At 44.7% G+C, this 13,419-nt stretch carries 13 protein-coding genes; 9 read left to right on the top strand and 4 right to left on the bottom strand.

From position 1 onward, the window contains the following. The first annotated feature begins 51 nt into the window (after positions 1-51). Entirely contained in the window at positions 52-336 is a 285-nt protein-coding gene (gene groES, locus HMPREF9698_RS06325) for a co-chaperone GroES (protein WP_003778455.1), read from the top strand. A gap of 42 nt (positions 337-378) precedes the next feature. Next, positions 379-2,010 carry a chaperonin GroEL gene (gene groL, locus HMPREF9698_RS06330; RefSeq protein ID WP_003778456.1) on the top strand — a complete coding sequence of 544 codons (1,632 nt, stop codon included), beginning with the start codon at positions 379-381 and terminating at the stop codon, positions 2,008-2,010. A 95-nt stretch (positions 2,011-2,105) separates the two neighbouring features. Here the strand turns inward: groL and HMPREF9698_RS06335 are convergent, their stop codons facing one another. Beyond that, complete coding sequence (locus HMPREF9698_RS06335) at positions 2,106-2,762, bottom strand: CAP domain-containing protein (RefSeq protein ID WP_003778459.1); 657 nt, start codon at positions 2,760-2,762, stop codon at positions 2,106-2,108. A 171-nt stretch (positions 2,763-2,933) separates the two neighbouring features. Here HMPREF9698_RS06335 and HMPREF9698_RS06340 point away from each other — a divergent pair, with 171 nt between their 5' ends. The 4 genes from HMPREF9698_RS06340 (at position 2,934) to HMPREF9698_RS06355 (ending at position 6,230) form a co-directional block, all read left to right on the top strand. Then, a complete protein-coding gene (locus tag HMPREF9698_RS06340; RefSeq protein WP_003778460.1) occupies positions 2,934-3,575 on the top strand; it encodes an ABC transporter ATP-binding protein in 642 nt (213 codons plus the stop codon). 3 nt (positions 3,576-3,578) lie between these two features. Beyond that, positions 3,579-4,343, top strand: coding sequence for an ABC transporter permease (locus HMPREF9698_RS06345; protein WP_003778462.1), 765 nt, complete (start codon positions 3,579-3,581; stop codon positions 4,341-4,343). Positions 4,344-4,544: 201 nt separating this feature from the next. Beyond that, entirely contained in the window at positions 4,545-5,480 is a 936-nt protein-coding gene (locus tag HMPREF9698_RS08520) for a 3D domain-containing protein (RefSeq protein WP_003778464.1), read from the top strand. 537 nt (positions 5,481-6,017) lie between these two features. Then, the gene (locus HMPREF9698_RS06355) at positions 6,018-6,230 is read left to right on the top strand and encodes a hypothetical protein (protein ID WP_003778465.1); all 213 of its coding nucleotides are present in this window, start codon (positions 6,018-6,020) and stop codon (positions 6,228-6,230) included. A gap of 60 nt (positions 6,231-6,290) precedes the next feature. Here HMPREF9698_RS06355 and alr read toward each other — a convergent pair whose 3' ends face one another. Further along, positions 6,291-7,409 (bottom strand): alanine racemase, encoded by a 1,119-nt coding sequence (gene alr / locus HMPREF9698_RS06360; RefSeq protein WP_003778468.1) that lies wholly within the window; start codon positions 7,407-7,409, stop codon positions 6,291-6,293. Between the two features lie 129 nt (positions 7,410-7,538). Here alr and HMPREF9698_RS06365 point away from each other — a divergent pair, with 129 nt between their 5' ends. From HMPREF9698_RS06365 to HMPREF9698_RS06375, 3 genes are all read left to right on the top strand, one after another. Then, complete coding sequence (locus HMPREF9698_RS06365) at positions 7,539-8,639, top strand: AI-2E family transporter (protein WP_003778470.1); 1,101 nt, start codon at positions 7,539-7,541, stop codon at positions 8,637-8,639. 84 nt (positions 8,640-8,723) lie between these two features. Beyond that, positions 8,724-10,028 (top strand): HlyC/CorC family transporter, encoded by a 1,305-nt coding sequence (locus HMPREF9698_RS06370; protein WP_003778472.1) that lies wholly within the window; start codon positions 8,724-8,726, stop codon positions 10,026-10,028. A gap of 202 nt (positions 10,029-10,230) precedes the next feature. After that, positions 10,231-10,998, top strand: coding sequence for an acyl-[acyl-carrier-protein] thioesterase (locus tag HMPREF9698_RS06375; protein WP_003778473.1), 768 nt, complete (start codon positions 10,231-10,233; stop codon positions 10,996-10,998). 141 nt (positions 10,999-11,139) lie between these two features. On the opposite strand, the gene HMPREF9698_RS06380 is transcribed toward HMPREF9698_RS06375, so the two are convergent. Further along, on the bottom strand, positions 11,140-12,690 hold the full coding sequence (locus tag HMPREF9698_RS06380) for an AbgT family transporter (RefSeq protein ID WP_003778476.1): 1,551 nt from the start codon (positions 12,688-12,690) through the stop codon (positions 11,140-11,142). Between the two features lie 51 nt (positions 12,691-12,741). Then, positions 12,742-13,359 (bottom strand): MBL fold metallo-hydrolase, encoded by a 618-nt coding sequence (locus HMPREF9698_RS06385; RefSeq protein ID WP_003778478.1) that lies wholly within the window; start codon positions 13,357-13,359, stop codon positions 12,742-12,744. Positions 13,360-13,419 lie beyond the last annotated feature (60 nt).

A 13,419-nucleotide genomic window follows, 5' to 3' on the forward strand; every position in this document is an offset into this window, starting at 1 on the left:
TCACTTGACTGCTAAGTCATCAAATTAGGAAGATTTTTGGAGGCGAATTGAATGCTTAAACCTTTAAGTAACCGTGTCGTTTTAGAAGTTGCTGAAAAAGAGGAAACAACTGCGAGCGGTTTTGTATTGCCAGAATCAGCCAAAGACTCACCCCAGACTGGACGCGTTGTTGCGGTAGGCAAGGGCGTCTTATTACCCGATGGCAGCCGGTCTGAAGTTGAAGTAGCTGAAGGCGACCAAGTTATCTTTGAAAAACACGCTGGATCCGAAGTGAAATACGATGGCAATGAATACCTAGTGGTAAAAGATACAGATATTATCGCTGTTGTTGAGTAAGTGAGACTAGCAGGTAAATCTTTTTTTGAGGTGATATAAATTATGGCAAAAGAAATTAAATATTCTGAAGATGCACGCAATGCGATTTTAGATGGTGTTGACAAATTAGCGAATACAGTCAAAGTAACCCTGGGCCCCAAAGGTCGTAACGTTATTTTAGATCAATCATACGGTGCACCAACCATTACCAACGACGGGGTAACCATTGCCAAAGAAATTGAATTAGAAGACAAGTTTGAAAACATGGGTGCCCAATTAGTCGTAGAAGTCGCTAGCAAAACCAATGACATTGCTGGGGACGGGACTACAACTGCAACCGTCTTAGCCCAAGCCATTGTCAACGAAGGCTTGAAAAACGTGACTGCAGGTGCCAACCCAGTTGGTATCCGCCGCGGGATTGAAGAAGCAACCAAAAAAGCTGTCCAAGCCTTGAAGTCTATTTCAACTGATGTCTCTGACTCTGAATCCATTGCCCAAATTGCTTCTATTTCTTCTGGTGACAAGGAAGTTGGTCAGTTGATTGCTCAAGCAATGGAAAAAGTCGGCAGTGATGGGGTCATTACCATTGAAGAATCACGTGGGATTGAAACCGAACTGGATGTTGTCGAAGGGATGCAGTTTGAACGTGGTTACCTCTCCCAATACATGGTAACCGACAATGAAAAAATGGAAGCCAACTTGGACAACCCTTACATTTTAATTACCGACAAGAAAATTTCTAATGTTCAAGACATCCTCCCATTATTGGAAAACATTATGCAACAAAACCGGCCTCTCTTGATTATTGCCGACGATATTGACGGGGAAGCTTTACCAACCCTGGTTTTGAACAAAATTAGAGGGACCTTGGACGTTACTGCGGTGAAAGCACCTGGCTTTGGTGACCGTCGTAAAGGCATGCTAGAAGATATTGCCATCTTGACTGGTGGCCAAGTGATTACCGAAGACTTGGGCTTGAACTTGTCTGATGCGACAATCGATGACCTGGGTGTTGCCAGCAAGGCTATTGTGACCAAGGATGACACCACCATTGTAGAAGGTGCTGGCGAAAGCAGCCAAGTTGAAGACCGCGTAGCCATGCTCCGTAAACAGGCAGAAGACAGCAATTCAGACTTTGACCGTGAAAAATTACAAGAAAGAATTGCTAAACTAGCTGGCGGTGTGGCTGTTATTAAAGTTGGTGCCCCTACTGAAACTGAAATGAAAGAGCGTAAACTCAGAATTGAAGATGCCTTGAACGCTTCCCGAGCAGCTGTAGCTGAAGGCATCGTAGCTGGTGGGGGAACAGCTTATATCAACATCCTCAAAGAAGTCAAAAAACTTGAAGAAGAGTCTGATGGCGACCTAGCTACCGGTGTTAGTATCGTCGTCCGTGCCCTTGAAGCTCCTGTCCGTCAAATCGCAGAGAATGCTGGTATTGATGGCAGTGTGATTGTTGAACGCTTGAAAGCTGTCGAAGAAGGTGTTGGCTTCAATGCGGCAAGTGGTGAAATGGTCGACATGGTTGAAGAAGGCATTATCGACCCAACTCGCGTAACCCGGTCTGCCCTCCAAAATGCAGCTTCCATCGCAGCCCTCCTCCTCACCTCTGAAGCAGCAGTCGCTGAAATTCCGTCAGGCGATGATGATAACCAAGGCGGAGGCATGAACCCTGGCATGGGTGGCATGATGTAAGACGAGCGTAAAAATGACACAAGCAAAAAGAGCCAAGCTGAACTCAGTTCTAACTAAACTGAGTTGCTTGGCTTTTTTGCTTGCTTTGCTGAAGATTAAGGCATGGGGTGGCCAAAAAATTGGGTCAGATAAAGGATACCCTCATCATAGGCTACGCCTACTCCCATCTGGGTGTAGCTGGGATTGATGATGTTTTCGTAGTGGCCTTGGCTATCCAACCAGCCTTGGAAGATGTACCGGGCCATATGGGCATCGTCGACATGGTAGGTCGCCATGGCCAGATTTTCTCCGATGACTTGGTATTGGTAATTAGGTGGGGCCTCACTGTCTTGGAGGACGGTAAAGAAGTCTTGACCGTCCGGGCGGGTATGGGAGAAGGAGGTAACTGTCTCTTGGGCTCTTATGTCACCTGCCAGTTCTAAGTCGCTATTCTGGCTGAGAGGGGGGAGGCCTTGGTCAGCCCGGGTTTGGTTGGTGAGGTCTAAAATTTGCTCTCGCAGCAATTGGTCGTCTATGTCCAGACTGGTTAAATCTTGCCCGCCTGCCTGGTGGCTTACTTCTTGACGGCTGGCTTGGTCCAACTCCGGCTCCTGGTCATTTTGATCCCAGAAGTCGGAGGTAATGGGCAGGTAGTCCATCACCCAATCTAAGCCGTCGCCAATAGGGGTCCCGCTAGCGACTTGGGAAACAGCTAGCCAATAGCCTAATATGATGAAAAAAATACTTTTCAATAAAGAGCTGATCAAACGCATAGCCCTTCCTCCTTTATGCCCTTATATTGTAGCAGATTAGATAGGAATTTGTTACTGTCTTTAACTCTTTACCCCTTAAATTTTTAACTTAGCAGCAGTAATCTTTACATAAACTATACTTTTACTTGCTATACTAAAATCCTAAGTCTATTGATGAAGGGAGTTGGCAAAATGGGAAGCTTAATCCAGCTTGACCAGGTTTGCTTAGAACTCAAGGACAAGATTATTTTACAAGATATTTCTTTTGCCATCAGCCAAGGAGACTTTGTCACCCTCTACGGGCCATCAGGGAGTGGCAAATCTAGCCTGTTAAAATTAGTCGCCAGCCTCATCAAACCCACGAGTGGGACCATTTATTTTAAAGGCCAGGATATATTTGCCCAAGACATCTTAGATTACCGGAAAAAGGTGTCTTATTTTTTTCAGAATCCCGTCTTGTTTGGCCAAACCGTAAGAGATAATCTCAGCTTTCCCTATCAAATCCGCCATTTAAATTTTGACCAGGACCGGGCTCTTGACTTGCTTGGCCGGGTCAAGCTCGACCAGTCTATTTTAGACAAGTCAATTCAAGATATTTCTGGTGGGGAAAAACAGAGGGTGGCTCTGGTCCGCAACCTCTTATTTCCACCACTGGTCTTGCTCTTGGATGAAATCACCTCTTCTTTGGACCGTGAGACCAGCCAGATTATCCAAGACTTGCTTGAAGACTTATTGACTCAAGGAGCAACCATCTTATCGGTAAGCCACAAGGAAGAAGATATTAACCGGTCTAGTCGCAAAATTCAGATCGCTGATGGAAGGATGGTCGATTAAAGCTTGGAAGGAAGTGTAGAAATTAATAACTTGTCGCTTTTACTGTCGACAAGTTTACTGGTCGTTGCTATTGTAATCTCTTACAAGGAAAGTTTGGGCCTGTCCAAGGATATTGTCATCGCTGGGGTCCGGGCAGTAATCCAGCTTTTTATCATTGGTTTTGTCCTGGAATATATTTTTGCTATCGACCAGCTTGTCTTAACCCTTTTGATGATCGCCTTTATTATCTTTAATGCCTCTTACAACAGCCATCAAAGAAGCAAAGGCATGTCAGGTTCGCTTAAAATATCCCTGACAGCTATCGGGTTCTCCAGCCTAGTTAGCCTCTTGCTCCTTGTCGTGACCGGGGCCATTGACCTAGTCCCCACCCAGGTCGTCCCGATCACCGGGATGATTGCCAATGGGGCTATGGTGGCGGTGGGGCTCACTTTCCAATCCTTGGACCAGCAGTTTAAAGACCACCAGCAGGAAGTTCAGGAAATGTTGACCCTAGGAGCCAGTCCTCTCCAAGCATCCAAGTCGATGATTGCCCAGGCCATTAAGACCGGGATCAGCCCAACCATTGACTCGACTAAAACAGTGGGTCTGGTTAGCCTGCCGGGGATGATGTCTGGCCTCATCTTTGCTGGGGTTAGCCCCATCCTAGCCATCCGCTACCAAATTGTCATCATGTTTATGCTGGTTTCGGCCTCCAGCATTGCCGGCATCATAGCCAGCTACATGGCCTTCCGCAATTACTTTAATGACTTCCACCAGGTTACTAGCTAAAAGTAGTCCGATAAAGCCATAGGAAAAAGTCGTCAGTGTTACAAATGTGACAAAGAGATGTTAAGTTTAATGGAATAATACAAAGCAACTAAGGGGAGGTAACAAATGGGCCCTCCCTCTTTTTTTATGCCGAAAACGTGATAGTATGATGAATGTGCTAAAGGAAATAGAAAAAATACTATTTATAAGGAGACATTCACCATGAAATTACGGAATAAATTGATCGCAACTGGTGCAGCTGCCTTGCTTTCAAGTGTCTTTGCCAACCAAGCAGACGTAGAGGCCGCTACTTGGACCCCAAGAACCGTGGAAGAAATCCACGCTGACATCCAAGAAGAAAAGGCCAACCAAGAAGAATCTGAACCAGTTGAATACACCATTAAAGATGGAGACACTCTTTGGGGAATTTCTGAAGCGACTGGCATTTCAGTTGACGCCCTAACCCAAGTCAACGACATTGCCAACCGCCACTTGATTATTACTGGTAACACCATTTACTTGAGTGACGACAACTCAGTCCTTTCTGTTAAAGACGAAAATGACCAATTGAAAAGTTATGAGGTAAGCGAAGAAGTTAAAGAAACCGAAACTCCGCAAGAAGTCACTGAAAGAGAAGAAGACAGGCAAGAACAAGCTGAAGCACCTGTTCAAGAAGACCAAAATCAAGAACAAGCTGAAGCTCAAGCCCAAGAAGCTGAACAAGCTCCAGAACAAGCCCAAGAAGCAGCTCAAGATCAGGAAGCTAACGACCAAGCAGGCCAAGTTGTCGCTCAACCAGCTTCTAACCAAGGTCAAGACCAAGCTTCTGCAAACACTGGTAGCTTCATCGGAACCTTCAACGCAACTGCTTACGCTATAGGTGACGGTTTAACCCCAAGCACCGTTACAGCTAACGGAACTGACGTATCCAACACCATCTACTCTAACGGCCGTCGCATTATTGCAGTTGACCCTAATGTCATCCCACTTAACTCAACTGTCATTGTTGAAATGCCTAACGGTAGTCGGTTCACTGCAGTAGCAGCTGACACTGGTGGTGCCATCAACGGCAATACCATCGACTTATTGGTATCTAGCCCAGCTGAAGCTCAAAGCTTTGGCCGTCAAAGTGGCATTAAAATTTACCGAGCTAACTAATATGTAAAAGATGGGACACAAAAACTCCAGGCTGAAAGGCTTGGAGTTTTTGTTATCTTCTCTTCTTGACCTTGTTGGTTTAATAGCCCCATTGTTCTATAGTAGGAGGGACCATCATCCACCTCATTATTCTCGAACAACTTACGTTATTCGAGAATTATTTGAGCTTTTTCTCAAACAACTTATGTTATTCGAGAATTATTTGAGTTTTTCTCAAACAACTTGCGTTATTCGAGAATATTTCAAAATTTTTCTCAAGTAACAATTGTTATACGAGAATTTTCAAATCCTGATTGAGTCAGTACACTTTATAAGTGTCTACCCTAGGGGAAACCATGCCGGCCTTTCTGTTTAAGAATGACCCTGGTGAAACCCCACCAAGGTCAAACTATGTATCAGTCGTTTTTCATGGCCATTAATTATATAATAATATAATAAGCTAAAATATAATTAATAATAACTAGCAATGTAAACGCATAATTGATATAATTTAGTCAAGAAGCCAAGCGCTTCACAAAATAATAAGGAGTGGCAGTTATGAAAAAATTAACTCGCTTAATGTTAACTTCTATCTTAGCTGGATCTTTCTTAGTAGCTTGTAACAACAATGAAGAGCCAGCTGAGGAAGAACCTGCAACAGAAGAACCCGCAACTGAAGAAGAAACAACTGAAGAGGATGCGACTGTAGAAGACCCTACCGGTGAAGAAGCGGTAGAGGAAGAAGAAGCAGGAGACGAAAACGCAGGTTAAACCTGCCAATTTATCCATAAACAAAAAAGGCTGGGGGCTAAAAGCCCCTAGCTCTTTTTATTAGCCTTGGTAGATTCGAGGGATGCGGGGGCTGATCCGGGTGAGGATTTCATAGTGGGAGCTAACAGCCTGGTCGCCGATTTCAAAGAGGGAATAGGTATCTTGGCTTTCAGGGCTGAACCAGGTGACTTCATCCCCAACTTCAATATCTGGGACCTGGCTGAGGTCTACCATTAATTGGTCCATGCAAACCCGGCCCACAATCGGCAATTTTTGACCTTGGTAGAGGAAGTAGCCCTTATTGGATAAACTGCGGAAGACCCCGTCAGCATAGCCAATAACCAGGGTACCAATTTTCCCATCCTGGTCCATCTGATAGGTCCGGTTGTAGCCGATATAACGCTCTTTTTCTAAGGGTTTGACATGGGCTAGTTTGGTCTTGACGGTCATCAAGGGTTTCAGGTCAACCAAACCAGCCATATCTGAGGCTGGCGGATAACCGTAAAGGCAGATTCCCACCCGGACCATGTCTAAGTGGTATTCCGGAAAGCGGAGGGTAGCAGCAGAGTTACAGGCATGCTTGATAGCAAAGTGGTGACCCTGGTCTTCTAAAGTTTGGAAAACAGTTTGGAAGTGGTCAAATTGCTGGCGGGTAAAGTCCTCTTCGTCCATATTATCTGCATCCGCAAAGTGGGTGTAGATCCCCTCAACCAGGCAGTTTCGGTCTTCTAGTTCTTCTAAAACTGCTTGCCCTTGGTCGGCGTTTTGGACGCCGATCCGGGACATGCCGGAATCCACCTTCAAGTGGACGTAGGCTTTGGTGTTTAATGCTTGGGCTAGACGGTTGATGACTCGGGCATGGTCTGGTCTAAAACAGGTGATTCGGATTTTGTTTTGAATGACTAGCTCGAGTTCCTCTTCATTGGTGACCGGGGTCAAAACCAAGATCGGTAGGTCAATGCCGGCTTGTCTTAACTCGATGGCTTCTTGAGCCAAGGCAACAGCCAAGAAGTCCACTCCGGTCGCTTGGAGTCTTTTAGCCACTTCTACAGCCCCGTGACCATAGGCATTGGCCTTGACCACGCCACATAATTTACTATTTTTTGAAATATGTTTGGTTAAGGCTTTGACATTGTCTTCTAAATGCTTTAAATTAATTATTGCTTGTGTATCTCTCATAATGATTCCTCCTAAACTTATTATAGAGTAGACAGGCTGAAATCTACAGGCAAGACTTTGGTCGGCTAACTAGCTGGTTATAACTAGGCATGTTTATAGTCGGTCAAAGTAGTGGAAAAGGAGTATGATATGCAGTATTTAAAAAAATCAAAACTATTTGCCATACTGGTGGCGGTCATCCTAGTTGGCTTGGCTATCATGGTTTTCTCTACGGTTGACTTTATATTCTACCCGATCGGTGCCTTGTTTGAAAGTCTCTTTCCTATCTTTCTAATTACAGGCTTTATCTTTTATATCTTTTTGCCCGTCTATGAATTCCTAGATAAGAAGATACATAATGATGGGATCACTATTCCCCTAGTCCTTCTTCTCATTATTCTCATTCTCTATTTTCTTATTTCGGCCTTTTTACCTGAAATTATCAAGCAGATTTCCAATCTCATTTCGATTACACCGGGGATTGTCAGTGACTTGGTGGCTTTTATTGAAAGTTTAGTCGATGAATACAATATTTCTAGCCAAGAAGTCTACAATTACCTTAGCAACTTAGACCTTTCTGTAACGAATATCTTAACTAATATTTTAAACCAGTTAACCTCTGGCTTTGGGAACTTTCTGTCGGTGACCATCAATTCCTTGGTCATTATCGCCACTGTTCCCTTGGTCTTGATCTACCTCTTTAAAGAAAACGAAAAGGTCCCTAAGAATATCTTGCAATTTGTCTCACCCAAGTACAAGACACTTGCCTTAGATTTATTAACCGCTTTCCACGAAAACGCCAAAAAATACATTGGGGGCCGGGTCTTGGTCTGCGTGTTTGTAGGAATCTCTTCTTATATTATTTACCTCCTACTTGGATTGCCCAATGCCATGCTCTTTGGTCTCTTCAGTGCTGTTGCTGACTTAATCCCTTACTTCGGTCCCTTTATCGGGGCAGCCCCAGCCTTCTTTGTAGCCCTATCCATGTCTCCATTGCGAGCTTTGGCCTTGGTGGTATTAATTACCATCCTCCAGCAAATCGAGTCCTATGTCTTCACTCCATTTGTTATGGGCAACAGCTTGGACCTGCACCCAGTGACAGTCGTGGTCTTGGTTATCTTTGCCAAAGACGCTTTTGGTGTCTTGGGGATGGTCTTGATCTTACCAGCTTATGCTATTATCAAGGGCTGTGCCATTGTTTTGATGAACTACTTGAGGGACAAGAAGGGAATTCAAATCAAGTATGATTAATTGTTGCCAGTAATCATTAATGGTATAATAGCGAAAAAAATACGGAAAATTTTTATTGGTCGCAATCGGAGGCTTTAACAGTAAATGGATTCAAATTATTTGTCCAGTATCCTTATATTCTTGTTTTTTGTGGTGCTTTCAGCTTATTTCTCCTCGTCTGAAACTGCTTTTACCTCAGTTAGGGAAACCAAGCTGAAAATCCAGGCCAAAAATGGAGACAAGCAGGCAGCCCGCACCTTGAAATTGCAAGAGAATTTCGATGATGTTTTATCCACCATCTTAATTGGCAATAACTTTGCCAATATCGCTGCTTCAGCTATCGCAACGGTTTTTTTCGTTGACCTTTACCCCAGATATGGGGCCACCATTTCTACTATTGTAACCACCATCCTTCTCTTGATCTTGGCTGAAATAACCCCAAAATTACTGGCCAAGATGGTTCCCGAACCCATCGCCAAGATGACTTCACCCGTCTTAAACTTCTTACTGGTCCTCTTTAAACCCTTGATTTGGTTGCTCGGTCAGTGGCAAAAGTTGGTAAAAATAATCGTCCCAATCTCTCCTTCAGAGTCCCTTAGTGAAGAAGAACTCCTGTCCATGGTAGATGAAGCCCGGGTGGACGGGTCGATTGAGTCAGAAGAGCATAAATTGGTCAAGGCAGCTATTGAATTTGATGATGTCGAAGTCTCTTCCATCCTAACACCCCGGGTTGACGTGGTAGGGGTGGATATAGAAGACAGTGATGATACCATTGAAGAGACCTTTGACCAAAACCCCTTTTCTCGACTTATTGTTTATGATGAATCCGTGGACAGCGTGGTGGGAGTCCTTCACCAAAAGGACTTTAACCGCTACTTAAGAGCCAAGCAGAGGGGGGCCTTGAAAGTCCAGTCGGTGGTCAACTTAGTGACCGAAGTCCTCTATGTCCCACCTATGATCAAGCTTTTTGACCTCCTCCGCCTTATGCAACGCAACAAGAACCATATGGCTGTTGTCGTCGATGAGCATGGGGGGATGACCGGTATTGCCACCATGGAAGATGCCCTAGAGGAGTTGGTTGGCGAAATTTGGGATGAAACGGATGAAGTTGAAAATGAGATAGAGGTTCTTGAGGAAGGGTCTAAAATCCGGGTCAAGGGGACCTACCCGATCGAAAAACTCCTAGCTAGCCTCAACTTGCCTGTTTTAGATGACTGGTTATCCAATACCGTCTCAGGTTTTATGATAGAGCAATTGGAGCGGGTGCCCGAGTCCAATGACTCTTTCATTTATGAGGGTTACGAATTTTTAGTCTTGGATGCGCAAAAGCGGCGGGTCAATGAAGTTTTGGTTGAAAAAATTGATCCTGCTGCTGATTCAGATGAACCGGATGATTCAGATGCAGATTGATGAAAATGAAGTCTTTTAGGGTTGAAAGGCCGAGGTGAGAAGAAAGGCTAGCTAGACCTAAGTCTGGCTAGCCTTTTTCTTTTTTAGCCGTGTTTGATTGGTCACCAAACGCTTACTATTGCAAAGTTAGGTCATAAAGATGTAAAATAAAAAACACGTGACTTTTGTGAAAAAAAGATAGACCAAGCAGGAGGCAGAAAGAATGACCGGAAATAAATTTACCAGAGAATTTACCCTACCCCCTTATTTAAGTGACCGTTACCGTAATATTCCTTTAACCACCCTGAGCTCCATTTTAGTATCTGTCTTAGGCCAGCAAAGTGAAGAACTCGGTCAAGAGGCAGAACTTGAAGCTTATTTCAAAGAGAAAAACCTGTCTTGGATAATTCTCAAATTTGACATGGACATTGATCGCCAGCCAGATGCTGGTGAAAAGCTAAGGGTGGAGACCTATGCCACAGGTTACAACAAACTTTTTTGCTACCGGCAAATTGATGCTTATGATGAACAAGGGGACCTGGTTGTCCAGTCTACGGTCACCTATGCCTGGTTCGATATGACCAAACGCAAACTGGCCCGGTTAGACCCAGACATCATGACCCTATACGGGGCAGACTACGAAAAAAGAATTCGCCGGATGAAGACGCCTGAATTTGACCCTGACCAGGCTTCAGAGGGAGACCATTTTGAAGTTACTTATTTTGATATTGATATCAATAACCACGTGAACTTTACTATTTACCTTAAATGGGCCATCCAGTCCTTGGGGGTTGATTTTATGAACCGCCACCGGGTTCAATCTTTGTCCATCAAGTATGACAAGGAAGTTTTAGAAGGGGAAGAGGTCACCGTTAAAACCAGCTTGAGTCCAGAAGAAGACGGACAAGTTCAAACCATCTCCAAAGTAGAAAGTAGCCGGGACAATGCCACTGTTGTCCTGGACTGGGTCCAGCGGCAAAATCAAGACTAGTAGACTAGGCTGCAAAAATAAAGAGCTAAACAAATAGACTTGTTCGGTCTATCCTGCTAAGACTTAATGTTACAATGGTAAAAAAGCCATCCTGCCAAAAACTGGTGGGATTGACTTTTTTTATTCCAGTCTTGTTAAGACTTAAAAGGCAATAGGTGCATTTGGACCAAGTGGGAGACCCAAGAGGTACCAGATGATCAAGAGGATGGTCCAGGTGATTAAGAAGGTAATCGAGTAGATCAACATGGTTGAAATTAGGGTTCCAATCCCCGAGTCCTTGTCATAGCGTTGGGTGAAGACAATCACCATAGCAAAGTAGTTCATCAGTGGTGAAATAATATTGGTGGTAGAGTCGGCAATCCGGTAGGCCATCAAGGTCATCTCAGGGGTTAAGTTTAGGTTATAGAACATTGGTGTGAAGATGGGGGATAGGATAGCCCATTTGGCTGAAGCTGAACCGATGAAGAGGTTGATAAAGGCAGCCACCAAGACAAAACCTAAGATGAGGGGGATACCAGTTAGAGAAATGGATTCAAGAAAGTTAGCTCCGGCAACAGCAATAATGGTCCCTAAGTTGGTGTAGTTAAAGTAATTAATCAGTTGGGCCGCAAAGAAAGCTAAGACAATGTAAGCCCCCATGGAGCTCATGGCTTCAGACATGCCTGTTACCCAGTCTTTGGTATCTTTAATCTTGTTAATGGTTACACCGTAAACGGTACCTGGTATGGCAAAGAGGAAGAAGATAGCCAAGAGCAAACCAGCTGACATGAAGTTGTTCAAGTTGACTGCTTCAGCAGTTTCGTCAAAGGATTGGAGGATTCCACTGAAAGGGAGGTTGAAGTCAAACATGAGGTAAACCATGACGATTGCGTAAATGATCAGAGCAATCAAGGCATTGCGCAGGCCTCGGTGTTCAAGGTCGGTCAAGGGCTCTTGGTCTGGGACAAACTCCCCATTGTATTCACCTAATTTGGGTTCCACAAACTTGTCTGTCACGATGGCCCCCACGATGGTCAAAACGAAAGAGGAAGCAATGATGAAGTACCAGTTAGCAGTTACTTGAATATCGTATGTAATATTCGCTGCATCCAAGGCTTCTTCAGTAATCCCAACCAAGAGGGCATCAGTTGGACCGGGCAATAAGTTGGCAGAGAAACCAGCTGAAACTCCAGCGAAGGCAGCAGCTAAACCGGCAATGGGGTGGCGGCCAGCTCCGGCAAAAATAACAGCACCTAGAGGGATGATAACAACGTAACCGACATCTGAGGCAATGTTAGAGATGACCCCGGCAAAGACCACAGCAGCTGACAAGAGGAAGGGAGGGACATCGGAGAGCAAGTTCTTCAAGGTTGAGGAAATCAGACCGGTCCATTCTGCAATCCCGACCCCTAACATAGCCACCAGTACTGTTCCCAGTGGAGCGAAGGAAGTGAAGTTTTCCACGGCGCTGTTAAAGATATAGTTAATCCCATCCACACTTAGGAGGGATTCAGCAGCCACGGTCACTTCTTCACCAGTTGGGTCGGTATAGTCTAGGGCGAGTCCAGATAAGTCAGCAATACCTGAAGCAAGGATGACGATAGCCGCCAAGATGATAAAAATAAAAACAGGGTGGGGGAGCTTGTTCCCGACCCGCTCAATCCAGGCGAAGAAACCAGAATTTTGCTGCTGGTTAGCAGTATTTTGATCCATTTTGATCAAATCCTTTCCAAGAATGATAGTCTATTTTTTTACAGTTGGGAATTAGAAAAATGGGTTGTAGCTTTTCTCATGGCCAATACTTGTAGCCTGACCATGGCCTGGGTAAACAGTAAAGTCATCGTCTAGGCTAAGGAGTTTGGTCTGGATACTGTCCAGCAAGGTTGGGCCATCAGCATTAAAGGAATCAGTCCGGCCGATACTTTCCCTGAAGAGGGCGTCGCCAGCGATAACTTGTTTGTCAGATTGGAAAATAAAGGAAACAGACCCAGGAGAGTGGCCGGGAGTGTGGACTACTTTAAAGTCAAAGGGTCCTATCTCTAACTCAACTTCCTCTGTAAACAAGTGGTCGGCAGGCTGGCAGGTAAAGGGCTGCCCCGTCATGCTAGAAAAGTTTAGGTCAGGGTCAAGTAGGTAGTCCTTTTCGATTTCATGGATGCTGGCCGGGATATGGTAATAGTCCCTAACCTGGTCCAAGGCTCCAATATGGTCAAAGTGGGCGTGGGTCAGGAGGATGTGAAGAGGCTTTAAGTTCAGGTCTTCAATTTTATGAATGATCCGCTCCCCGTCCGAACCCGGGTCAACCACCAGGGCCTGGCCATCTTTTTCCAGAATGTAACAGTTTTCCTGGACAGGCCCGGTGATGAGTTTGTGAATTTTCATGAAGGTCACTCCCTTATTAAAAAGTGATTACTAAGTAATAATAAGTATATAGAAAAGATA

This window comes from Alloiococcus otitis ATCC 51267 (genome assembly GCF_000315445.1).
Lineage (GTDB): Bacteria > Bacillota > Bacilli > Lactobacillales > Carnobacteriaceae_A > Alloiococcus > Alloiococcus otitis.